Source organism: Enterococcus canintestini, from assembly GCF_001885735.1.
Lineage (GTDB): Bacteria > Bacillota > Bacilli > Lactobacillales > Enterococcaceae > Enterococcus_C > Enterococcus_C canintestini.
This window is the reverse complement of record NZ_JXKG01000001.1, coordinates 13,835-37,903: the sequence shown is the minus strand read 5'-3', so window position 1 is coordinate 37,903 and position 24,069 is coordinate 13,835. Positions and strand designations below refer to the sequence as shown.

The following is a 24,069-nucleotide window of genomic DNA, read 5'->3' as shown; positions in this document are numbered from 1 at the left end:
AACATGACGTTTTACTCCAGCCGGTAAAAAAATCTATTTATCCCTACCAATGCAAGAAAGAAAATCCCTCCGATGATTGGAGTGATAACATCTTTTAAGACATCTCCATATTGGCTAGCTGAAGTAGAGACCCGATAAGGCTTATCTTGCTGATAATAAATCGTCACCTGCTCCCCAGCAGCCAAATTCTGATTGTCAGTTGCAACACCATAATGATTACCAGTAAAATTCAATGTTTTAACCTTATTTTTATCTACTTTTACTACCGCTTGCGTTTTAATTTTATGACTATGTAAAAAATCTTGCTGTATTTTCCAATTACCAAAAGCAATATAAAAGAGCAAAATCCCGACTAGTATTAAGATAATTGAAAAGATATATTGCATCTTTTTTGAACTAATAATGTTATCCAGTCGTTGACAGAAACTAAATAATTTTTCCAATTTTTTCTCCTTTTTCCAATTTTTTCCTCACATTTTCTATTTTAACTGATTGTGTCACCTATGAATAGAAAATTAACAATATTTTATTTATTAATAGACAAATAACAAACAAATAATTAACTGTACAAAAAAAACAGATTATCCCTATTAGATAATCTGCAAAATGTTGTTTTAACAATCCTTTTCTTATCACATAGCGTTTACATTTTCGCGCCTAGATTTTCTTCATTTAAAGGAATTTGTTAAAACTACTGCAACTACACCTATTTATAACTATTCATTGAGAAGCAGATATGCAAACTGTGAATTTATTTCTTGCTGATTAGTTATTCCGTCTCCCGAAATTAGATACTGAACCGTTACTCGCTTGTTTTTCAAGTCTAATACACAGTCATACTCTAGCTCACAATTATTAATTGTCAAGTTCTCCTTAGCTTTCAGCTCTACTCCTGAGAAAAACATTCTTGATTTTATAACTTCTTTCTGCCATTTTTTGAAATCTTTTTTTGTTGTAATTTTTTTGGAATAACGCTTATACAACCCTGGTTTCTCATCATACCTAATTTTAGCTATTGTTTTGATTTGCTCTTCAGGTATTCCTTGCTCAACTAAGTAACGATTGATTCTCTCATCTGCCTTATTCTTTTGATAGATCGAATATGACCAAACTCCCAGAATTAAAACTACAATTACACTGACAGCAATTTTTATTTTTTTCACATCTTTTCTCCTAATATCTAATAGATACGACTTTATACGATACATAAGATTCTCTAATGTATCGCTAAGTTTGACACAAAGCCCCTCTCATTACCACTTCTTCTAAAAAATCACGAAAAATCACACAGAATTTTGCTTTTACTATTTTCTCAACTATCATACTAGAAATAATTTAGTAAAAATAACACTATCCATACACACCAACAACACTTGAGCATCATCAAAAGTGATTTTTTTAATAGCCACAATTTTTAAAGATATAAAAAGGAAAAGCTATTGAATAAAAGCCTTATGTTTACAGATTTAACCAATTTATGGCAATAACTTATTTATCAAAAGTGATATAGGATTCAAATATTAAAGGATTTCTCTCTTTTAGATAAATATCCAATCCTTTATTTTTTGCAACAATATAACCCTTAGAATCTGAAAGTTCGTATACCCCGTTACCGATAAACGTGTATTTTGACTTAAAGACTATTTTCCCCTGAAAAGTTGTTATTTCAATACTTTGATCATCTTTAGTGAATAGATAGTATCCTTTAGGATTACTACTATCCCACTTTTTTGAATCGCGTTTTGGTATATAAGAATGAGTACTCAAGCTTCTTGTATCTAACATTAATTGGGTGTTATTCGCTTTGACAAAGAAAACAAGCATTGCACCTATTAACAATAGATTGAGTATAAGACTGAATAGCATTCCTTTATTTTTCCCTATTTTCATCCTTTTTTATGAGCCTCCCCAACATATACTCCTGAAATTGTTGTCGGATTCGCATAAATATAGTGTGAAAATTTACCGGATCCATTAGAATAAGCAGAAATTCTTACTCTTTTTGCTACAACTTTTTTAGCATATAACCCAATTGATACTCTGTAGCCTCTCGCTTTAGGCTTTGCGGTATAAGATTCAGAGGTTGATAAACTTACACTTTGAGAAACATTAAAATTATTAGTCCCATTACTTAAGCTTATACTAATACTATTAGTTTGACTCACTGTCAAACTAATAGTAGGACGAACTGAATTTGAAGCAGTGCTCCAAACACTTGAGGTTTTTAATGTTTTAAGCAATTTATTTGTGTAAGTTTTAGTTGACATCGTGGTGTGATTTTTATAAGTATAGCCAGTGGCACTTTTTACCATAGGTCCCTGTCTCAACTCTTCGTACCCTTCGTTCTCAATAGCTTCTTCACTTAATTCTGATAGCGGAATTATTTCTTCCCATCCTTCTTCATCATTATTTGTAATCCACTCTTTGTTTGAATTGATAAGTACTGGTAAACTATCTGCATAAGAGATAGTTGATCCTAAAAATAGACACAAAAAAACTGATGCCCCCAATAAGACTTTTTTCATTTTATTCAACCTCTTTCCTTTATCTAGTTACAACAAAATCATGACATGAATGAATACTTGCGCATAGAACTAAACAGTTTACTTATTAGAAACTCATAGTTTACATTTGAAAAATTATTTTTCCAACATATTTCCACTATGCAAAATAAGTAAAAATAATCAATCTAGCTACACTAAAAATTATCTCTAAATATTAAAATTAATTATATCTGCCTAATTTCAATATTTTCACCCATCAAATATAATTTCATTCGCGATGTGAAAAGAAGTTCATGTTGCAAATAGATCTCATCATAAACGGTAATTTCATCCTCTAAAACAGTCCCATACCCATCATCAACAACATAATCATCCACATTAGCATACCTATACTTTAAGTAATTGTACTGAAAAGAAAATTTTTTTACATTTTTCCAGACAATAGCATAATTTGTACTTTCGTATGGATTACATAAATATAAATTAATTTCTATTTCCAAATTTTTTATCTCTTTTACCTCTATTTTTGCTAATCGATAGTCGTGAAAAGAAATATCTTTTAACAGTTGATATGATGTCCCCAATCGATTAGATAAACTTTCTAGATTTTTATAATAACTTTCAATGTCCCAGTGTTCATCATTAACAAAATATTTCATTTAACATTCTCCTTAAATATACTTACAAACACGCCACTCACTTAATTATTGACATCACCGCTAAAATTAGTTTCCTTTCTTAGGATAATCTAAAACTTTATAAAACAGATTGCACTTTTTCCCATACTTCCTTTTATAATTAATATATTTATTTTATTACTGAATTTGTTTCTAACATAGCAACTATTTGTTGCCAAGTTGCATCAAATAGTTGCTGTAAAAGAACCCCTTCTCCATGTATGCTAATTACACAGAAAGGAGCCTTTTGATGAATAAAATATTTTTCGCCACAATTTTGATTGTCTCTACTTTGATAGGATGCTCTCCAAGTTTTGCAAACGAAATTAATTCTTCAAAAAATGAAATAGAAATATCCTATGACTTAATACAGAATGAAGATCAACATTTTAATATTTCCACCAAAGAAGGAACAATTGAAATAACGATCGAAGAGATTTCAGACAATACAATTAGCGCACTGCGAACAATTAAATCGGGTACTTACCTAATCAAATATTCTTCTCCAGGTGCTTGGAAAGCTAGTTTTAAAGCAAAGATTACTTCTGGTAAAATGACTTCTGTGTTTTCAGGTAATGTAAGTCCAACTACTGGTACTATCTCTCAAAAAAATTTACGAATAATCAACTCAAAAGAAAGTCGCTATTCTTTTGTTTGGACAAAAGGATATATTAATAATTCAGATGGTATTAAAGCTACAATTTCTGGAAACAGTCTCAAAGTATCCGGATTCTAATCACTATCCAAATTAATAAAAGCACACAACATTTAAAATATATGGCTATTCACCTAAAGAAGTTAACATCACGATTGGTGGATGGATTATATACATTAGTTAGTATATAAGTGATAAGAAAGCCACTATATCCATAATCAGTTTAAGCATTCTGTTGTTTGTAATCTGTGTGCTCATTTCTCAATCAAAAAGCAGAATGAACTTAATTCAGATACTAAATACAGTGTTCAACAGTCCATACAAAATACTAAAAAGCTTCAAGAAATGATTATTGAAAAATAAATACGGAAAAAATACCCCCTAGCGAAAGATAGTTTCTCTGAAATTGCCATAGAAGATACGACTATTTATAACGTTTACACCTATGAACAGCAAGAGCTGTTTACTAATTATCTGGTTATAGCCAAATTCTTATCTAAAGATGGAACTTTTACAATTAAAAGTTATAACAATCTAACCATAGATGATAAAGAATTACCAACTGCTACTGAATTAAAGGAATCACTGGAAAAGTAAGCAAATATCTCTGTACGAGGTAATATTGATACTATTCAAAACATAAAATAATCGTTAATAAATAGTTGCTTCTCACAAAAAAATCAAGAAGCTACTCTTTCAGACATAAGAGTAGCTTCTTGATTTTGCTAGCAAATAATATAGCCTATTCTTTGATTGTTAAAGTATCTGATTTTTAAACTATTCAATAATTTCAACAGAGCTATCACCATAGTGAAAAATCCAGGAATTTGCTAATAAAAGACTATTATAAAGACTCAAAAGACAACAACAGATACAAACAAACTTCAGCAACTTAGGAAATCTGTCAGTTGTTGTTATTTTTTTATACAACAACAAAGGGATTATAATTCCTAAAGGCGGTATGGCACAAGAAACTATTGCCAGTATCATAAGCAATAGACTATCATCTCTTTTTATTTCTTTATACTTTTCTGTTTTAGATTCTATTTTGTGATTCGCCATAAAGATAGCATCATGACTATTTCCTACGATACAATTTTTATTTCTTTCATCTTCCTTAAGCAACTCATCAATCGAAACATTATAAATTTCACTTAACAGCACTAAATTATCTAAATCCGGATACCCTTTACCAGTTTCCCACTTTGAAATAGACTGACGGGTAATATTAAGTTGCGTTGCAACTTCCCCTTGCGATAACCCTATCCGTTTACGGTTCGCCCTCAATTGATCCCCTAACGCCATACCATCAACCCCTAAATTAATTAATTTACTTTTTAAACCAATCCTCAAGCTAATAAGCGCTAACTTTATTATCCAGATTAATTAACGCTGATCTTAATGACTGAATTATTTCCACTAACGCCTCCCCATTAAATCTTCCTACAAAATATTTACCCGTTAGTTCTTCAGACAATCGATTGATTAATTTTTCAGTTTTTTTTGATTAGCCAAAATATTAATTAGTTTTCCACCAAATATTGATCTTCAAAATTAATCAAAAAAAAAAACACTTATTTTACTTCTCGCTTTATCCTCTTCATCATATCATCTTTTTTTGTATAATTGAAATCGACTGCTACAGCAGAAGAAAACAAACCACTGTATTTAGACTATATAAATCACAACTTGAAAATCGTTATTAAAAGAATAACTTAAAACGTATCACAGCTCGCTGCTTTTACTATGCTCTCATTGTAGCCTACTTTTTAAATCAGACTGTCACTAAAGAATTCCAAATTCAATTATGTCCACAGATATTAAAACAACGATGAATGTCTACGCACATGTAACCGACAAGAAGCGGGAAGAAACCGGAAACCGCTTTGCAAACTTCTTAACTATGTAAACAAATTTTTTTGGACGTATTCAAAATCGTATTCAAACGTAAAAAAAGAGGTTCTTCCGGGCATGGAAGAAACCTCTAAACTGTTGATACAACAGCATTCTAAGCGTGTTAGAATTATTCCGCAGCGTTTGCATCTTTGAGACCGTATTGAGAGCTGGATTGATTTCTGGTGCTACCTGATAGTCAGAAAACAGCTTAGATATGGGATTATTGACAAATTGCAAAATCTAATACAATCCAGTGAATTTTGATTGAGAAGGTCAAAAGTATGGTCAAAAAATACTCGCCAGTATATTATACTTTTCATATGAGTTAAGATGTTTTATCCGTTTTTGTAAAACCTGATTCATTTACTCAGATTTTATATACGCTTTAAAAGCCATTAATATCAAAGAGTATTACCTAACTTGCACTGTAAAATTTCAACTGTTTTCAAATAATATTAAATCCATAATATCGATTTAACGAGAAAACCATGCGAATTGAAACGATTTTGTCATGTACAATTTGCTAACTTTGAAATTGATGACTTTTCGATCAGATTAAGTATCACAGAATAGCATTCCTTTAACTGAACTAATCATTTTCATAATAAAGAAGTCCCCTTGACATTTCTGTAACTTGGAACCCCTCTATTTCTCGGCCTATTTTTCCACCGACGTAGTTTTCACGATTTTCTAGAAGCTCTTCAATGGTTACAACAATTGGGAAAGTTTTGAGATACTTTTCCCTATCAGGTGACCAAATATCAATAACATCAGCAATTAATAGATTAAAAAAGAATATAAGTGTTGCCTGTTGTTTGTAATCAATCCATTTAGTAGTTTTAACCCATCTTTTATTATTCTTGTCATCTTTTTTTACTTGTAAATATGTTAATGAATCACCATGTACTGATAAAATTTCATTCGTTCCTCTTGTACCACCATAAGAGAACCCATTTTCTTTTTGCGTTATTTGTAGCCCATGCTTGTAAGAGTTATAATCCTGTCTGTTATCCAGATATGTTACCGCAAATTGAATATACCTTTTAAAACGCTCTACTATTTCTTTTTCAGTCAAATTTGTCTTATCAATAATCTCCGCTGGGACACTCTTACTTCCATAAAATACAGCAGTAATAATTTCATCATCGGTAAAGTCAGATAAATTAAAAATATTATAGACTTGCTTTTTCAATTTCTGTATGTTGTTATTATATTTTGTTAAGGTCATGTCCGCTAAATCTAACCAAGGACATCCTCTCATAGAGCAATGTGCCATGTACAAACGTAAAAAAGATTCCAAACAATGGAAAACTGTTACCGCCAATTCTGTTTTTGCATATTTTAAAATTTCTTCTTCTTCAAAAGATCTTTCATATTCTAAAATGCCTACTTTCATATTTGACCCTTTACAGTAAGATTCCGAGGACTCAATCATTTTGAGTAAAGAATCTAATTTTATTGAATAATAATCTTTGTTGTAATTCTTGTAAAATTCATCATTGAGTTCTTCAAACTGCTCAGAAGCTAGATTGAAGAAAGGATTGTTACTCTTCTTTGCTTTTTTAGACACTTCTTTTCACGCCCCTATACATATCATCAATAACAAACGTTTGCTTTGTTAAATTTTCCCTTATTATATCAATAATTCCAAATCATGGAATCTATTAGTCCATTCATACGCCACAAACGTGATCATTGTGCCTGTCAAGGTGATTGACTACCACAAATTGTCACTAAAAGCTACGAATCAAAATAGGATCAACAAAGGTATCAACAATAAGAATATGCTTCACAAACTTAGATGTGAAATGTCTTATTGGTATAAAGCAAATATTAATACTAAAAAACTATGAAGCTTTACGAGCTTTCTTAAGACCTGGTTAGCCCAACCGTTTTTTCAAACAGCTTCATAATGCTTTAATAGCAATGATTTAAAGAGATTGAAACAAGAAAAATTTTATTGACTTTCAAATTATTTGAAAGCAATGGTGTCAATTACCTGCGAGCCGATTCAATTCTATCAACCAATTTCACAGCATTCAACAATTAAATATTTTTATCTAAAAACTTTTAGTTATCCTACTCTACATCATTTGATTCCAACTTAAATAGTTTCTACTATCTCTTTACCAATTTCTGTTACAAGTCCTACAACTAACGCATTTCCCATCGTAAAATATCGATTTGTATTAGTGATACACTCTGTTTTTTTCCATCTCTCCTGGAACATATTAAATAATTCTGCTTCTTCAGGAGAGATTAATCTTTTTTTATTGTTCCCCGAATCTTTAACAACATGACTCATTTTAGAAATTGTGTGCTCACTCGTAATCATTGTTCTTGCTGGTTCGTCCAAACTGTCTGGATAGGTAATTGCTCCCACTCCACATTTATAAGGATGCCCCGTTTTAGATATTTTTATCTCTCGAAAATCCGCCTGTATCTCAGCAAACTTCTTTTTTTGTTTCTGTGATAAATACAATGAATCATCTTCAATATTCGGCTTGATTATTGTTCTTAAAGCAAGTACATTAGCACTCCTTTTTTACCTTCTATTCCTTTAGCTCCTGATGAAGCAACGGAGTAGTCCTGACAAGGAAATCCTTGTACTAATAAGTCCATATCTGGAATACTGGTCTTATCTATCTCATTAAAATCTTCATTTGTTACATGTGTTTCCGGACAACGTTTTTTATATATTCTAACCGCAAACTGATTATTACGAGACGGTTTATACTAACACTAGATTAGTATTGATTGGAGTACTTTTTATTACAATCTCTTCTAGTGTTTATTTATGGAAACGAAAAAAATAATTCTATAAATATCGCAAAGATACCTCAATCACGAGGTATCTTTGCGATTGGGGTCACAATACACAAATCTAATTTGCAAAACACATTTGTTTTATCTTATCATCTATACAAAGCGTTTCCAATGATGTACATTTATCAATATACATACCAAAAATCGGGAGGAAAAATATGTTTGAAAATGGTACTCAATGGATTCGCGCAGACTTTCATCTTCACACCAGAAAAGATAAAGAATTCAAATATTCAGGAGATGAGGACAGATTTGTTTCGGACTATATTGATAAATTAAAGGAAGAAAAAATCGGATTAGGGGTTATTACCAATCACAATAAATTCGATTTAGGAGAATTCAAAGCACTCAAAAAAAAGCTAATAAATCCGATATTATTCTTCTTCCTGGTGTTGAACTATCTGTTAAAGAAGGTTCTAATGGTATTCATTGTCTAATAGTATTTAAAGATACCGATTGGATTAACGGACAGAAAGAATCAATTAATCAGTTCCTAGATGAGGTATTTAAAAACATAGACAATCGAGAGAACGAAAATACAAGATGCGCTCAAGACCTTCCACAAGTAATGTCCACATTAAATTCTTATGGTAAAGACTATTTTATTCTAATGGCGCACATAGAGCAAAAAAGCGGTTTTTATGAAGAATGTAATGGCGGCCTCATAAACTCGTTAGCGAACCACTCAGATTTCAAATCTCGAATTCTCGGTTTACAAAAAGGTAGAACTAGAGATAAAATGCGGCAAATCAAAGAGTGGATGGGTTACGAACTACCCTATATTGAGGGCTCTGACTGTAAATCGATTTTGGATATTGGTAAAGGGAAACATAGCTACATAAAAATTGGAGATAACTGTTTTGATGCTGTAATGCTCGCTTTTAAAGATTTCAAAAATCGAATTTCTTCTACAAAACCGGAAATAACTCACGGTTATATTCAATCAATTGAGTTTATCGGTGGAAAGCTAAATAAGCAAATAATTAATTTATCTGCGGAATTAAACTGTTTAATCGGAATAAGGGGAAGCGGCAAATCAAGCATCATAGAGGCAATAAGGTATGCACTAGACATGTCCCCCTCTTCATCTGATTCAGATTACAAAAAAGATGTGGTTAGTAATCTTCTCGGATCTGGTGGGCAAATTATTTTAAAGTTGTATGATAACTTCGGTAAATCATATAAAATTAAAAGAATTCTAGGTGAACAGCTTCACGTTACTGATGCAAACAATCAAGTAATAGGTGCAAGGGCAAGTTCAATTTTAAAATCACCATTGTACTTTGGGCAAAAAGATCTCTCTTCAATGGATAATGGATTTGAATTAAATTTATTAGATAAGATGGTTGGTGAAGCACTCCCGTCTTTACACACTAAAACTTTAGCTGTTGAAAATGAAATATCAGATAAGATTAAAGAACTTATAACCTTGGAAGATAAAATAGACTCTGTTACAGATCTATCGAATACGTTATCTGACATTGAGTATAAAATAAAAATTTTTGAAGAAAAAGGACTATCAGATAAACTTTCAAAACAAGTAAACTTTCAAAAAGATAAACTGACTATTGACAAAATCAATAAATTCGTTAAGAAATATAAACAAGCTCTAAAAGAGATTATCTCGTCAGATAATATATCTGAACTAATTTCGTTGGAGTCCATTGACTCAGAAGAAATACCTACTGTATTTAACGATTTAAAAATAGAGATTAAAAACATAACTAATACGCTAAAAGATATTGAAAAAATAATTACGATTGTTGAGAAATCACAAAATGAAATAGAATCTTTATCAAGCACATTTAATTCAATTGTGACTTCTTTAGAAGAAGAATTTGCAGAAATCAAAAGAGAAATTGATATTCCTAACTTAAATCCAGATGAATTTTCAAATTTGAAAATAAGGGAAGCTGAATTAATTGAATCTATTCAGAAGATTATTAGTCATAATTCTGAGAAAGACATACTAACTACTGAGCTTAAAGTTTTAATTTCTCAAAGAAATGATGCTTTACTTGAAGAGTTGGATATTTATAAAAGTGAGATAGCTAAAATTAATGCAAGTCAAGATTCCTTACAATTAGCAATTTCGTTTAAAGGAAATAAAACTACCTTTCTAACAAAGTTGAAATCTAGTTTAAAGGGCACCGGAGTTACTACTTCTGGATATAACCAATTATTAGAAGTCCTGCCAGATTTTACAGCATTAGTTATTGATGTGTTTCTTGATGAAGGAAAAATTATATCTTCCGTGCTACCCGAATCACATGTAGTCAAAGTTAAACAAAGGGTAAGAGAAAATTACAATTCTTTTCTAAAAATCAGAACACCAAATTTAATAACCATAAATTACCATGGAAAACCTATTACGAAGCACTCCATTGGTCAACGGGCTTCGGCTTTAGTTCTATTTATTCTTTCGCAAAAAGATAACAACTTAATAATGATTGATCAGCCTGAAGATGATTTAGATAATCAAGTTATCTATAACGAAATAATTAAAGAGATTAAGCTTAGAAAGCCGGATGTCCAATTCATTTTTGCAACCCATAATGCGAATATCCCTGTTTTGGGAGATTCTGAGCAAGTAATCGCTGTTTCATATGATCCAGAAAAGATCGAAACTACTACTGGGAGTATTGATGATAAACTAATTCAAAATAAGATTGTAGATATTATGGAAGGTGGACAAGAAGCCTTTAATAAGAGAACCGAAATCTATAATTTGTGGAAAAATTAAAAGTACTAAAAAAGGCCTCACATAAGTTGGGCCTTTTTGTATGGAGGTATTGATAAGATTGATACGGAGCTCTTAAAATAAGAATACTTAGTTAAATTAATATAAAATTTCTCTATTTATATGTCGATAATTTTACTAGTAATCTTTTTTTTCCAAAAAATTAATAGTCACATAAATCAGTGTTCCAATAATAAATCCCATTATAAACAATTGGTACGTTACTATTAGCAATGAGAAATCATTATCATCAATTAATGTATAATACCCTGGTATCCATATACGAATGCTCTGAATGCTAGAAATAAATTTCAATAAAACATAAATAGATAAAGATAAGAGGACTGCCCTAAAAGTTCCGAAGTTTACTGACACTACCATCGCTATAGAAATAAACATAATAAGAAATAATACTCCACAAATACTCACAAGGAGCAAGCGACTATGGTAACCTTCAATATCCCAACTGATTCCCAATCCATTTTTTGATCTCGCTACAAAAACAATATAGTATAGACTGGAAAGAGCCATGCTAAGGATATAAAATGACACTAATACCTCTACAATCGAAATAAACTTCCCTAAAGCCAATGATTTTATTGATCTGACTCGTGTGATTTCTAACGTGAATTGCCCATCAGAAATTTCTCCACCTAGAGTCCCTGCAGCTAAGAAAGTAAATAAGACAAGTGGAATTCCGAGCATCATTAATAAGGCCCACATACTTGTAGAAAAAGAGATAAGATCCAATTTCCCATTTATATCTATGAAACTCCAATTGAAATAAATTCCCAAAGAATAGACTAAAGAAAAATTACTAAGTAAAAAAATACCAATAAAAATTTTTCTTTTCCACATTTTAAATAGTTCTACGTTGATAACATCCCTCATTTAGAATCACCTCTAAATAAATCTACCAAATTATCATTCGTTACCTGAATATCAGTAATCTCCCCATGATTTTGATAGATAATCTTTAAAACCCTATCAATCAGTTCATTCTTTGCCTCAAATAAAACATCGTTATGCTTTATATCAGCAATTGATTGCAATTGATTAAGTAATAGCTTATCTGGATTATTCAACTTGATAAGGTATTTCTTACTAGAGTTTTTCGTCACTTCCTTAACTTTCTGATTAGTAATATATAAATATCTATCACTAATCTGCTCAACTTCATTTAACTGATGTGACGATATCAATATCGTAATATCCAAGTCCTTTCTCAAATTCGAGATGAAGCCAAGTAAGTGCTCAATTCCCACTGGATCTAAACCCACAAACGGTTCATCTAATACTAGGAAATCTGGTGTCCCCATTAAAGCCATTGCTAATCCAAGTCGCTGTTTCATCCCGAATGAATAACCCTTCACTCTCTTCTTAGAATTTGGTAAGTCAACCAAATCCAATAGTCCATTAATTTCTTCTGCAATTTCAGTCTTAGTTTTTCCTTGCCAATGATTTGCATATTTTCCGACAGTATACAAGTTGTCATACCCACTCAAATATTCAAATAATTTACAATCTAACAGATAACCAAATTCCCTTATACTTTTAAAGGACTTCAAATAATTCGAGTTTCCCTTATACTTAATTTCGCCAGCTTCAGAAGAGGTTAGGCCAAGTATCACCTTCATTAAAGTAGTCTTACCTGATCCATTTACTCCAAGTAATCCAACTATTTCCCCTTTCGTTATCTCAAATGAAACATTATCTAAGACTGTTTTAGTGTCATATTTCTTTACTAATTGATTGACAGAAAGTAATAGTTCCATAAAATCCCTTCCTTATCAGGAGTTTTTCAATTTTTTAAAGAGTCCATCATGGTTCAAAATTTCCGAATAACTACCTTGTTCAACGATAGTGCCGTTATCAATAAAAATCACCTCATCAACAGAACCCAAAATATTTTCTCGAAGATCATGCGTGATAAAAACAATTGTATAGTCTACTATTGACAGAAGTTCTTCCAAAATATCTCCTCCTGTTTTATAATCCAATGCTGAAGTCACTTCATCCATAAGGAGCAGGTTTGATTGATCTGCAATTAATCTTGCAATAGCTATCCTTTGCTTTTCACCACCAGATAGTGAATTCCCATTTTCACTAAATTTAGAACTTCCATATCGAGCCCTAATCCTAGGAAGCTTAGCCATACGGATAGCTTTTTCTACTTCCTTCTTACTTCGTTCAGACAAAAGTGTAATATTATTTTTTAGATTATCATTGAAGATATACGGTTCCTGATGGGCAAATGAAGATCTTATCTTCTCATCTGATTTGCTTAGATTTTTTCCGTTATAGATTATTTCACCACTATAACAATTCAATAATCCACCGATAATTTTTAGCAAAGTAGTTTTTCCACTTCCACTCTTACCAACAATGGCATATTTTTTACCCTTTTCAAAAACCAAATTGATATTATCTAAAATTGTTATACCCTTTTCTGACTCATAACTGACATTTTTCAACTGAAGTTTTTCAAATGGTTCATCCAAAATATTGGGCATTTCAGTAGGAGAATCTATTTTGTCTACATATTTTTCTAACTTAGTTCGTATAGTTTTACTTCCAATTATCTCTATTACTGACGTTCCAAAAACTTGCAAGGGTTGAATTATCATATTTGCCATTTGAGTAACTGCTACCATCTCGCCCAATGATAACCTGTTTGATAAAACTAAAAAGCCGCTTGTACATAAACAAATAATCAAATTGAAATACTGGAGCGTTCCCATCATCAAATTATAAGCACCATTTTGATTTTTTAGTTTTTGTTGATTATTCTCCATTTGTTCTAAAAAACTGCGATTCCTTTTCTCAAATCTTTCCTCAACTTGAAAGGATTTGATCACTGTAAATCCTCCAAAAATATCCTTAAGGTCATTCAGATAATTACTTTTCAATCTTGAAGTTTTTTCAGTCAATGCATCTATTTTCTTACCTAGTAAGGAAGGAATTATTAAGGAAATAACAGAACAAAAAAATACCACAAAAGCAACTAATGGGCTTAGTAATAGCAGATAACCAAAGGCAAAAAAAAGAATAAAAGAGCTTTGAATTAGTTGTAAGATATTGTCCAGAAAATACTGTTCAAAAACTTCTAGGTCGTAATTGAAAAGATTAATTTTCTCACCTACAGTAGATTTTTCATACTGAGTTATATTCATGTGAAGAATACTTCTGATTATTCTACTTTTAACCGAAATATGGATTTTTTGAAGTAGGTGAGACTCAGATTTCACACTTAAGAAATGAAATAAAAAGTTAATTATCAAAAATATAAAAAATAAACACAGGGTGATATAAAACATTTTCCAATTTTTTTTGGAAATCGCATCGATAAAATTTTGAATAATCGGAGCAAAAGAAATTCCTATTAAGCTAGCTATCAGTGAAAGAATAGAAAATTGTATCACTAATATTTTTTCCTTCATAATTATCTTAGTCATTTCATACCCCTAAAATTATGATTAATTGTTTAGAAAAAGATTTGTAGTTAGATTTTCGTAATAGTTAAAAAATAACTCGCAATAAGGATCTTTTTTGTATATATCACGATGTTTCATATAGGCTCTCGCACGACACCCTCCTCCACACAAATATTTGTATTCACATCTATTACAACCTTTAACATTGTCTACCGATATAGAGGAAAAAAGTTTATTGGTATTCTCACGCATGTGAACAATCGTATGGTCTTTAATATTTCCCAAACAAAACTTCTCCTCCATAAGCATATGACACGGATAAACGTTTCCGTCAGTACCAATAGAAATCATAGTCTTTCCAGCTCCGCAATAGTTTTCTGCTTGTAGTGTTTCTCCTCTAATTGCACTATCCTCTAGACTTAAATCACTATCAATCATAAAATTACTGATACTTCTAATGTCTTTAGCATTTGGAAGGAATCTTTTCATTTCCCCTTCAAAACACGCTGAAAGAATACTAAAACTAACAGATACTCCCATCTTTTCAGCCAAGTTTACATATTCCAAAAGTTTATCTGCATTTAAATGATGAACTGTGGGAATGAGATTTACGTTATTTCCATTCTCCTTTAACAATGAAACGGTATCCATTATTCTATTGAATATACCTGAATCTCTAATAAATGAAGGACATTCGGCTGAATATGAATCCACAGAAACAGAAACTGTATCAACGAATTTAGACATTTCAGAAATAATCGTTTTGTTATAAACTGTCCCATTTGTAATTAATACAATATTTGGTATCTGACACTCTACTTTCGCGAATCTCAAAATTTTAATAAGATCCCGTCTTAGTAGAGGCTCCCCACCTGAAAAAACAAGGTTTTCAATTCCAGCATCTTTAAGCAGTCTTATTCCATTAAGCATATCCTCAAGAGTTAAATCTTCATCACGATTTCTTTTCTCATCATAAGAGTAGCAACCCACACAGTGTAGATTACATCTGTTTGTCAAATGTAAGTAAGCAGTGACAACTTGATCTTTCTTTATAAATGGACTATCTGAAATAAATTCATTTTCAATTAGATAGTTAAAGAAATCTGATTCCTCATCAGTTAATTGATTTTTTTCTGAGACTTGATGACTTATTACATCTTTATAAAATGCCAACCCTCGTTGATCAATTCCTGCAACAACGCCATTATCAAAATTGAAAAGCATATCAATATCTTTTACCTTTGCATAAGCTACATCAGGATTAATATACATTTCTATCCTCTTTTCATTTTTTTGACTATAATTCTAAAAAGCTCAATGATTACAAACGTTAATAAAAATATCATTAATATGGTCGAAAAATTATTGCTGAAATTTACATCTGCAATTGTTAAATTTCCTGATTTTCCAGCAAGTTCTTCTGTGTTTGCTTTAATTTGATTGACAACTTTCTCTGATACTATTAAACCAATAGAGAAGAACAATGCGAATGAATATCCAATTGATAAAACGACGTCCATAACGATACATCTTTTGATACTTCCAACACTTGGTACAATAAACACGACAGACAATGAATAAAGAACTATCGGGATAAGAACAATTAAGAAAAACACTGATAATAAGTTGAAAGTTTTAATTTGTAGGACGTTGTATATCCACAATAGTACAAATAAAATCGGAAAAATAAACCTCACTATTCTTTTAAACAAGAGTCTTCCCCCTTTTTTCTTTCCTATTTCTCCTGTTCAGTACTTCTACGCAGCAATCAAAATTAAGTTATAAAATGCATGTATAGCTGAGGTATATAACAATGATTTTGATTTTAAGCGAAAGATACAAAAGAAAACGCCTAATGGAAACCTGTAAATCAAATTGTCCACTGGCGATTCTCCAATATGTCCAATCACTGAAAAAATTACCGAACTGATAATGATACTAGAAATAATTCCCCAAGACTCTAGTAATCTTTTTAAAATGATATTTCGATACAAGAACTCTTCACAAAAGGCCGCTATCATATAGTGAATCATTAGAAATAAAGTAATTTGACTACCAAACTTATCTTTATTAGTAACAAAGTAAATCAACGAAAAAAGCAAAATTCCAACAGCGGTATAAGCTATTTCTCGTTTTCTACATTTTAGATCTAAGAGATTCCGATTGCTTCTCGATAAAACCAAGATATATATCAAAGGAATAATAAACAGAGAAACTAAAATAGGTAAAGTCATACTAATCAAAATCGTTGACTCAAACGGGAGAATACTACCGAGCAAGATAAACACTAGCAAGCAAATTCCAGTTAGTACCGAAATAGCAGTACTGAAAAACAGACTGTTTAGCTTTTCATATTTTAAACTTTCACCCTTAGTTAGATTATTCGTAGGAATTCACACCTTTCAATATAGCGATGACACCACTTTCTAACGTAATGTCATCGCTATAAAGTTGTTGCTCTTCGTTTGATTCGAACCTTATTGAGTCAGAAATAATGACTAATAAAGTTCAGTCGATTGCTTTTAAACATCACTTTTAATTTCTTTAATGTAGTGACCCACAGATGCACAGAATAGTGCACCTACAGATACGCAACCCGCCTTTTTGCTCTTTTTCGTTGAAAAGAATAGCATAACGAATTCCCCACTTTCTTAAAGTATTTGTCCGAAGATTTAGAACTTAATTCCTCGTCGACACCCAAAGTATAGTACCTATATTCTTCTTTTTAGCTTTATCGTTGTAAACTGCTAGTTTTTATGTAGTAATCTGTAAAAAAAGTATTATTGGATCCTTTTTTAGATGCAAAAAAACTCCATAAGAACCTTATATAGCTTCCTATGGAGGTTTACTATATTATTTTGTGAATTGGTTTAGGAAAAAGTAGTTTATTGTGCAATACTCTGCCCTACTGGAATAATAATCAAAACTTTAAACTCATTTTCATTCCATGAAAAATCAGAGTATCCCTCTAATTTCTGAACTCGTTCTCTAATACTATTTATTCCTAATCCGTATCTTCCCTTTCTTTTCGCTGACCGGATCAGCTTACTAGAAATATTCAGATTATTTATCCTAGCCGGATTAGTTACTTTCATAATGATTTTATCATCACGATAATGAATAGAGATTTTTATCTCTTTTTTCGGGGAGTCTATTCTATTACATTCTTCTATCGCATTATCTAATATATTTCCAAGAATCGCACAGATATCGACAACATTATGCTTAAAATCAAGATCTGCCGGAATTTTTAGATCCAGTGAGTATAAAATGTTTTCAGTATTCATTTCATTTATCTTACTACTTAGTACAGTATCAATGGGCCAACAGCCAGTATATGTTTGGAATGAAGACGTAGCAGTTAGAGTAATATTTTCTAACAACTTCTGTGCTGTATCAACATTTCCTTGCGCTAACTGGAAATTTATACTTAATAATAGATTTTTTAAATCATGCTTTAAAATACGAAATTCTGATTGTTTTCTTAACATTTCGTCATAGTGCTGATTTTGCATTCCAGATAGTGTCTGTTGTTGTAATAGGTAAGTTTTTTCAGTTAGATAGTTGTATAAAAAAATGTTCATAATATTTACTATCAATAATCCAATACTTACCCAGATACTCTCAAATTGTGAAAAATGAAACGGATACATCAGTGTACCTATCGATAACAGTGGGGTTATAGACAACATAATATATTCTTTAGTTGCCAAGCCAATTTCATTGGTACTCTTAAAATAGTGAAGAAAAAAGATTATTATTAATGACAAAACTGTAATTGATATATAAGACAATATAAACTGTAAGAAAACAATATTAGAAGGATCACTCTGTGTAGCAACCAGTAAACTATTCTGAAATAAAAATAAAAAAATTACATAGAGGTAATGGTACATCTTTTTTGGGGCTGGTCCGTAGAAACAAAATATTACTAATCCAGCTACAACAATAAAAAAAATATAGGTTAAGTTTAACCTTAGATTTTGACTATTTATTGAAATCTTTGTAAAGAGAATCAATAGTATGCAAAGTGTATAAAAAGACACTTTTTTTATTTTTAGTTCTAAGAAGCTACTCAAATAAAACGCAACATACCATCCCTGTAATGCGCCTAAAAAAATGGCCAATATAAGTATAAATAATTCTTTCATATCCCTAATGACCTTTCAATGAAGTTTCTATAGCACTCTACAAATTTTTTCTTCTTCCCTCTACTAATTACCTCTTGATCTCCATTTGTCAAATGAACAATAGTATCCTCTATTCGCTCAATATAATTTAGGTTTATTATCGTCCCGTAATTTACTTGTACAAAAATGGAACTACCCAGATTAGCTATAATGTCTTTTAAGCGAGCATAGTAAACAATATCTTCCTGATTGTTACACATGGTGATTCGAAGTTTTCTCCCCTTCTCGGAGGTAATTCGAATTATTTGATCACATCGTACTTGATATTGCGTACGATTAACCTTTACGAAAAGGTATTGATTATCACTAGAAATTTTATCAACCGCTGCATCTAGGAGAATACGTATTTCATTTTCTTTAACGGGCTTTAGTAAATATCTAAATGGTGAAACTTCAAAGCTTTGAAGAGTATAGTCATCAAAGCTCGTAATATAATTTAATAATACTTGTTGATCACTTTCCCTGATAAACTTAGCAGTTTCAATGCCATTAATTCCATCCATTTCAATGTCTAAAAAAATCATTTGATAAACTATTTCTTGATTCCGAATCCCTCTCAATAAGGATTCTCCACTGCTATAAATATCAATATCTACTTCCAAGCCCTGATTTATCATATAGGTATCGATCATTTTTTCTAGGAGTGTGCTTTGGAGCTCTTCGTCATCACATATTGCAATTTTGTACATAGCCAGCCTCCCAGCAAGAGTTTTTATTTAAACCAGTCTTCCAATTCATCCGTACTGACTTTACTATAAATTTGGATTAGTGCCGGACGTAACGTTTCAAATGCTTCTATCAATTCTTCCCCACCAAATCTTCCGGAAAAGGATTTCTTCGTCAGTTCTTCGGACAATCGATTGATAAGTTCGACAGTTTTTTGTTGATCTGCCAAGATATTTATTAGTTTTCCTACTAAATACCGATCTTCAAAATTACTGTCTGCAAAAAAATCGTACTTATCGACTTCCTGCTTAACCAGATTAATCATATCATATTTTTTTTCATAATTAAATTCACCGGCTACATCCATGTATTCGATGATTCCACTTGTAATAACGGCGACTGCCTCATCTTTCTTCTGTTTAGATAATTCGTCGGCAATCGATAAATTCTTTATCTGATCACGTACCATCCTTTGAATTTCTTCTTTAATGACTTCTTGTTGCAGTTCATAAAAATAATCATCCATAAATTCCTCACATGGATAACCAACTTCATTTTCCCATGCAGGATTTTTAAATTCCCCAGTGTAAAACTCTTCTTTGATTGCTTTCACAACTTTTGGATGTTCTTGTACAATCCTATTCTGACCTTTTAACTGCAAATAGTCCGAAATATATTCTTCAATGTCACCAAAGTAAAACCAGCCTACCGGTTTCCCACTAATACTCGATAATTGGTTAATGACACTTTCAGGGGCTAACGCATAGCCTTGAACATACGAGCTGATTGTTGGTTTCTTTTTCCCCAAGCGGTTGCCTAACTCTGTAAAGGACAGATTCATACTCTCTTTGATTTCTTTGATTCGTTGTCCTACCTTCACTTTATCAGGTTGTAATAAGCCAAACATAGATTACTTCCTCCTTGTCATTTTCCCTATTATATCACTCGTATAAAATTTCGTATATATTTTTTCGCTAAATCTCTTGACTTCGTATAAATAAACGTATAAAATGCAAATCATAGATGGCCGTCTATATTTTTTAAACCAACCGTATAAATTATCGTATACCAAAAGGAGGGCTATTATGCCAATTAAAATCAATGATCTCACCTTACCAAAAGAAAAACTCGAAAAAGAATACCAAGTTGTCAATGTTACTCGCTGGCAAAAAGATGGAGAAATTCTAGGTTGGAGTTACGAATGTATCCTACCTAAACTCCGCTACGAGAAAATCAGTGTCAAAGTCAAATCTGAAAATCCTATAATCACTCCGGAAGAACTTACCCAACAAGGGTTGGCCATGGTTACATTTGCCAATTTAGTGATTGCACCTTGGGGCCGCTCAAACGGTCAATTCGTCAGTTATGGCTTATCGGCCACAGCAGATGCGGCAACTTTGATTCCGAAAAAACAAAGTTCCACTGTACAAAACTAATTTTCCTATGGGTTTGTTGGGTGGTTAGGACGAAACGGCGGGGCAGCGCCATAGAGCCGCTTCTGTCCGTTAAGACCGCCCAATAAACACATAGGCTGGAAGGACTGCTTTGCAGGACTTCCCCTTAACTTGATTTATAGAACAACATCAGGAGAAAAATGATGGTTCTTTGACAACTGAATACACATCAAGGAGTGATGATTTTTGAAAGCTTATAATCAGAAAATCATTGAAACTCCCACGTACCTTGAAATTTATGATTATGAAGCAATCATTACTCCTAAACAAAAAGCAGAAAAAAATGAAACCAACCCAAAACGAAAGAAAGAATTAGCTTGGCTTTATGAAGAAGAAAATACGACTACTGATAAAAGAAAAAAATATGATGAACTATCCGCTCAAGGGCAATACGACAGCTTAAAACGAAAACAAAAATACTATCAAAATATGCGCTTTGAAATTGCCCGACTCGTGGATACGAACTTTGACAATCGAACAAAATTTTTAACCCTCACTTTCAGAGAAAACATTCAAGACATTGCCTATGCGAATAATGAATTCAAAAAATTTATCAAACGACTAAACTACGAACTCTATCACACAAAAAAAGCACATCTAAAATACCTAGCCACGTGGGAAAAACAAGAACGAGGTGCGATCCATTATCACATTATCCTGTTTGACTTCCCTTTTATCTCCATTAATCGTCTTACTACTATCTGGGGACATGGATTTGTCAAAATCAACAAGATTGATGTGGATAGTATCGAAAATCGTGGGCGCTATATCAGTAAATATTTCGATAAAGACTTGGATTTGAAAGAGCATAAGAAGAAGGCGTTCTTCAAATCCCGTAACCTCAAAGTACCCAGCGTCACGAAGCAACTCGTGGATCAACCTTTTGATACCACAGATCAAGACGTACTTTATACCAATGAGTATCTTGTAAGACGTCCAATATTTTACAGCGCGATAAATGAAGGTGGAAATCCTGAACAAGTGATGGATTTTCAAGAAAGCACTGTTCGCTATACAAAAATAAAAAAAATGAATCTCGAAAGTAGGTAAAAATATGACTGTTAATGTACCGATTGAATTCAATCAAGAAATAATTGAAGAGCTTGTTCAATTAACGAAGCAAAGAATTGAGGAAGAAGCACAGCAGCAAAAAATGAAGGAGTTACCTCCCTACCCAACGCGAAAACAATTAAAACAACAACTAAAGATTGGCGATACACGCCTCAATAATTGGATTGATCATGGATTGAAAGTCATTCCTTTTGGTAAAGAAACTCGCTTTGATCGTGAGGATGTAAAACTATTTTTAGACAGTCTAAAAATCTAACCTTGACTTACCTGTTGTTGCTGACTATGATACCGATAAGAAAGGAGCAAATCTTCTCTTTGATATACTGGCGAGTGAATCAAAGGAGACAATTATGATCAAAAAATATAAAAAGAAAAATGGGACAATCGCCTATATGTTTAAAGCATATCTTGGCATTGATCCGGTTACAGGAAAAAAGAAATACACCACCAAACGTGGTTTTAAATCACTGCAAGAAGCTAAGAAGGCTTATAATCGCTTGATGGTACAAGTAGAAGAAAATGATGTGGTGACAAATTCACAACGTCTTTTTTCAGAACTGGCAGATGAATGGTTTGAGCAATATAAAAACACGGTTCGTGAAAGTACCTATGTCGCCCAAAAATTGGCTTATAAAAAGCACATCTTTCCTCTTTTTGGAAATTTGAAAATCTCGAGAATTTCAATTCCTTATTGTCAAAAACAGGTAAACCACTGGTATAGCTATTACAAAAAATATTCCAACTTGATTGGTTTGACTTCATCTGTTTTCAAGTATGCTCTGAGTTTACGGCTCATCAGAAGTAATCCCATGGATGCTGTGATTCGTCCTAAACGTAAGAAACGGATTGACGAAGAGCGCTATTCTGCACCCTACTATGAAAAGGAAGAACTATTGGAATTCCTTGAAATTGCCAAAAACTATCCTGATCCAATTTATCCGATTTTTCGGATCTTAGCTTTTACCGGGTTACGAAAAGGTGAACTTTTAGCCTTACGTTGGAAAGACATTGATTTTGAGAAAAGCACACTCTCTGTTAAACAAACCTTAGCCACATGTGATAAATGGGAAATCAAATTCCAAGTTCCCAAAACAGAAAAGAGCCTTCGAACAATTTCGATAGACTCTGAAACCTTACAAGTGATTAAACGATGGCAGTTGAAACAAAAAGAATACTTCCTGAGAATGGGAATTAAACCTACAAAAGACGGTGAACAACTCCTGTTTGTATCAGAAGAAAACAAACCACTTTATTTAGACTATGTAAATCACAACTTGAAAATCATCATAAATGAAAATAACTTAAAACGTATCACACCTCATGGTTTTCGTCATACCCATTGTAGTCTGCTATTTGAATCCGGAGCTTCTCTTAAAGAAGTTCAAGTTCGGTTAGGACATACAGATATTAAAACGACTATGGATATCTACACCCATGTCACGAAAAGACAGACAGAAGAAACGGCAAATCGTTTTGCGGATTTCATGAGTTCCACAGAGGAAAAACAAGGAAGTTTGCAGAAGGTCAAAAGTATGGTCAAAAGCGAAAAAAAGCAGACTATCCCTATCAGATAGTCTGCTAAACGTTGATTTAACAATGTTTTGATTATTCCGCAGCGTTTGCGTCTTTGAGACCGTATTTTTTGTTGAAACGGTCCACACGTCCGTCGGCTTGCGTGAATTTTTGACGACCAGTGTAGAATGGATGTGAGTCAGAGGTAACTTCGACCCGGATTAATGGGTATGTGTTGCCATCTTCCCATTCAACTGTTTCTTGTGAAGTTTTAGTAGAACCTGACAAGAATTTGAAACCTGTAGTTGAGTCCATGAATACAACTGGATGGTAATCTGGATGGATTTCTGCTTTCATTTACTTTCGCTCCTTTGCCCTGGTTCATTTGCTGCGCCAGAGTTTATTTGTCTAATTTACAACAAGAATATACTATCATGTTTTATC

Annotated in this window: 26 protein-coding genes; 7 read left to right on the top strand and 19 right to left on the bottom strand. The window is 32.2% G+C overall.

Going from position 1 to position 24,069, the window contains the following annotated elements; all coding sequences use genetic code 11:
- Window positions 1–11: 11 nt before the first annotated feature.
- The 5 genes from RU96_RS00185 to RU96_RS00165 all read right to left on the bottom strand — a co-directional run bounded on the left by RU96_RS00185 (window position 12) and on the right by RU96_RS00165 (window position 3,163).
- Window positions 12–443, bottom strand: coding sequence for a hypothetical protein (locus RU96_RS00185; protein ID WP_249024131.1), 432 nt, complete (start codon window positions 441–443; stop codon window positions 12–14).
- A gap of 273 nt (window positions 444–716) precedes the next feature.
- The gene (locus RU96_RS00180; RefSeq protein WP_071863535.1) at window positions 717–1,163 is read right to left on the bottom strand and encodes a DUF3139 domain-containing protein; all 447 of its coding nucleotides are present in this window, start codon (window positions 1,161–1,163) and stop codon (window positions 717–719) included.
- A gap of 325 nt (window positions 1,164–1,488) precedes the next feature.
- Window positions 1,489–1,890 (bottom strand): hypothetical protein, encoded by a 402-nt coding sequence (locus tag RU96_RS00175; RefSeq protein ID WP_071863534.1) that lies wholly within the window; start codon window positions 1,888–1,890, stop codon window positions 1,489–1,491.
- Window positions 1,887–2,525, bottom strand: coding sequence for a hypothetical protein (locus RU96_RS00170; RefSeq protein ID WP_245813054.1), 639 nt, complete (start codon window positions 2,523–2,525; stop codon window positions 1,887–1,889). The genes RU96_RS00175 and RU96_RS00170 overlap by 4 nt, the downstream gene beginning before the upstream one ends.
- A gap of 203 nt (window positions 2,526–2,728) precedes the next feature.
- Window positions 2,729–3,163, bottom strand: a complete 435-nt coding sequence (locus tag RU96_RS00165; protein ID WP_071863532.1) for a hypothetical protein — start codon at window positions 3,161–3,163, stop codon at window positions 2,729–2,731.
- A 268-nt stretch (window positions 3,164–3,431) separates the two neighbouring features.
- On the opposite strand from RU96_RS00165, the gene RU96_RS00160 reads away from it, so the two are divergent.
- Window positions 3,432–3,917 carry a DUF5626 family protein gene (locus RU96_RS00160; RefSeq protein ID WP_071863531.1) on the top strand — a complete coding sequence of 162 codons (486 nt, stop codon included), beginning with the start codon at window positions 3,432–3,434 and terminating at the stop codon, window positions 3,915–3,917.
- Between the two features lie 696 nt (window positions 3,918–4,613).
- Here the strand turns inward: RU96_RS00160 and RU96_RS00150 are convergent.
- The 4 genes from RU96_RS00150 to RU96_RS13510 form a co-directional block, all read right to left on the bottom strand.
- Window positions 4,614–5,141 carry a helix-turn-helix domain-containing protein gene (locus RU96_RS00150; protein ID WP_071863530.1) on the bottom strand — a complete coding sequence of 176 codons (528 nt, stop codon included), beginning with the start codon at window positions 5,139–5,141 and terminating at the stop codon, window positions 4,614–4,616.
- 1,180 nt (window positions 5,142–6,321) lie between these two features.
- Window positions 6,322–7,302 carry a hypothetical protein gene (locus RU96_RS00140; RefSeq protein ID WP_071863529.1) on the bottom strand — a complete coding sequence of 327 codons (981 nt, stop codon included), beginning with the start codon at window positions 7,300–7,302 and terminating at the stop codon, window positions 6,322–6,324.
- Window positions 7,303–7,836: 534 nt separating this feature from the next.
- A complete protein-coding gene (locus RU96_RS00135) occupies window positions 7,837–8,214 on the bottom strand; it encodes a DNA cytosine methyltransferase (protein WP_071863528.1) in 378 nt (125 codons plus the stop codon).
- 35 nt (window positions 8,215–8,249) lie between these two features.
- Window positions 8,250–8,432: a DNA cytosine methyltransferase gene (locus RU96_RS13510; RefSeq protein WP_084035430.1), complete on the bottom strand. Its 183-nt coding sequence runs from the start codon at window positions 8,430–8,432 to the stop codon at window positions 8,250–8,252.
- A 284-nt stretch (window positions 8,433–8,716) separates the two neighbouring features.
- Between RU96_RS13510 and RU96_RS12675 the strand changes: the two genes are divergently transcribed.
- Window positions 8,717–8,995 carry a PHP domain-containing protein gene (locus RU96_RS12675; protein WP_084035429.1) on the top strand — a complete coding sequence of 93 codons (279 nt, stop codon included), beginning with the start codon at window positions 8,717–8,719 and terminating at the stop codon, window positions 8,993–8,995.
- Window positions 8,881–11,301 (top strand): TrlF family AAA-like ATPase, encoded by a 2,421-nt coding sequence (locus RU96_RS00125; protein ID WP_346190129.1) that lies wholly within the window; start codon window positions 8,881–8,883, stop codon window positions 11,299–11,301. Before RU96_RS12675 ends, RU96_RS00125 begins: the two co-directional genes overlap by 115 nt.
- A 135-nt stretch (window positions 11,302–11,436) precedes the next feature.
- Here RU96_RS00125 and RU96_RS00120 read toward each other — a convergent pair whose 3' ends face one another.
- From RU96_RS00120 to RU96_RS00080, 9 genes are all read right to left on the bottom strand, one after another.
- Window positions 11,437–12,189: an ABC transporter permease gene (locus RU96_RS00120; protein WP_071863527.1), complete on the bottom strand. Its 753-nt coding sequence runs from the start codon at window positions 12,187–12,189 to the stop codon at window positions 11,437–11,439.
- A complete protein-coding gene (locus tag RU96_RS00115) occupies window positions 12,186–13,073 on the bottom strand; it encodes an ABC transporter ATP-binding protein (protein ID WP_071863526.1) in 888 nt (295 codons plus the stop codon). Before RU96_RS00115 ends, RU96_RS00120 begins: the two co-directional genes overlap by 4 nt.
- A gap of 15 nt (window positions 13,074–13,088) precedes the next feature.
- Window positions 13,089–14,753 carry an ABC transporter transmembrane domain-containing protein gene (locus RU96_RS00110; protein WP_071863525.1) on the bottom strand — a complete coding sequence of 555 codons (1,665 nt, stop codon included), beginning with the start codon at window positions 14,751–14,753 and terminating at the stop codon, window positions 13,089–13,091.
- Between the two features lie 21 nt (window positions 14,754–14,774).
- Window positions 14,775–16,004: a radical SAM/SPASM domain-containing protein gene (locus RU96_RS00105; protein ID WP_071863524.1), complete on the bottom strand. Its 1,230-nt coding sequence runs from the start codon at window positions 16,002–16,004 to the stop codon at window positions 14,775–14,777.
- Between the two features lie 2 nt (window positions 16,005–16,006).
- Entirely contained in the window at window positions 16,007–16,252 is a 246-nt protein-coding gene (locus tag RU96_RS12770; protein WP_143350939.1) for a hypothetical protein, read from the bottom strand.
- A gap of 237 nt (window positions 16,253–16,489) precedes the next feature.
- Window positions 16,490–16,966 (bottom strand): CPBP family glutamic-type intramembrane protease, encoded by a 477-nt coding sequence (locus RU96_RS13505; RefSeq protein WP_161870181.1) that lies wholly within the window; start codon window positions 16,964–16,966, stop codon window positions 16,490–16,492.
- 651 nt (window positions 16,967–17,617) lie between these two features.
- The gene (locus tag RU96_RS00090; protein ID WP_071863521.1) at window positions 17,618–18,883 is read right to left on the bottom strand and encodes a sensor histidine kinase; all 1,266 of its coding nucleotides are present in this window, start codon (window positions 18,881–18,883) and stop codon (window positions 17,618–17,620) included.
- Complete coding sequence (locus RU96_RS00085; RefSeq protein WP_071863520.1) at window positions 18,880–19,611, bottom strand: LytR/AlgR family response regulator transcription factor; 732 nt, start codon at window positions 19,609–19,611, stop codon at window positions 18,880–18,882. Before RU96_RS00085 ends, RU96_RS00090 begins: the two co-directional genes overlap by 4 nt.
- 23 nt (window positions 19,612–19,634) lie before the next feature.
- Entirely contained in the window at window positions 19,635–20,495 is an 861-nt protein-coding gene (locus RU96_RS00080) for a helix-turn-helix domain-containing protein (RefSeq protein ID WP_071863519.1), read from the bottom strand.
- 178 nt (window positions 20,496–20,673) lie between these two features.
- Here RU96_RS00080 and RU96_RS00075 point away from each other — a divergent pair, with 178 nt between their 5' ends.
- From RU96_RS00075 to RU96_RS00060, 4 genes are all read left to right on the top strand, one after another.
- On the top strand, window positions 20,674–21,024 hold the full coding sequence (locus RU96_RS00075) for a hypothetical protein (RefSeq protein ID WP_071863518.1): 351 nt from the start codon (window positions 20,674–20,676) through the stop codon (window positions 21,022–21,024).
- A gap of 204 nt (window positions 21,025–21,228) precedes the next feature.
- Entirely contained in the window at window positions 21,229–22,092 is an 864-nt protein-coding gene (locus RU96_RS00070) for a rolling circle replication-associated protein (RefSeq protein WP_071863517.1), read from the top strand.
- 4 nt (window positions 22,093–22,096) lie between these two features.
- On the top strand, window positions 22,097–22,369 hold the full coding sequence (locus RU96_RS00065; RefSeq protein ID WP_071863516.1) for a DNA-binding protein: 273 nt from the start codon (window positions 22,097–22,099) through the stop codon (window positions 22,367–22,369).
- Window positions 22,370–22,463: 94 nt separating this feature from the next.
- A complete protein-coding gene (locus RU96_RS00060; protein ID WP_071863515.1) occupies window positions 22,464–23,687 on the top strand; it encodes a site-specific integrase in 1,224 nt (407 codons plus the stop codon).
- Window positions 23,688–23,718: 31 nt separating this feature from the next.
- Here RU96_RS00060 and RU96_RS00055 read toward each other — a convergent pair whose 3' ends face one another.
- Window positions 23,719–23,982, bottom strand: a complete 264-nt coding sequence (locus RU96_RS00055; protein WP_071863514.1) for a type B 50S ribosomal protein L31 — start codon at window positions 23,980–23,982, stop codon at window positions 23,719–23,721.
- Between the last annotated feature and the right edge of the window lie 87 nt (window positions 23,983–24,069).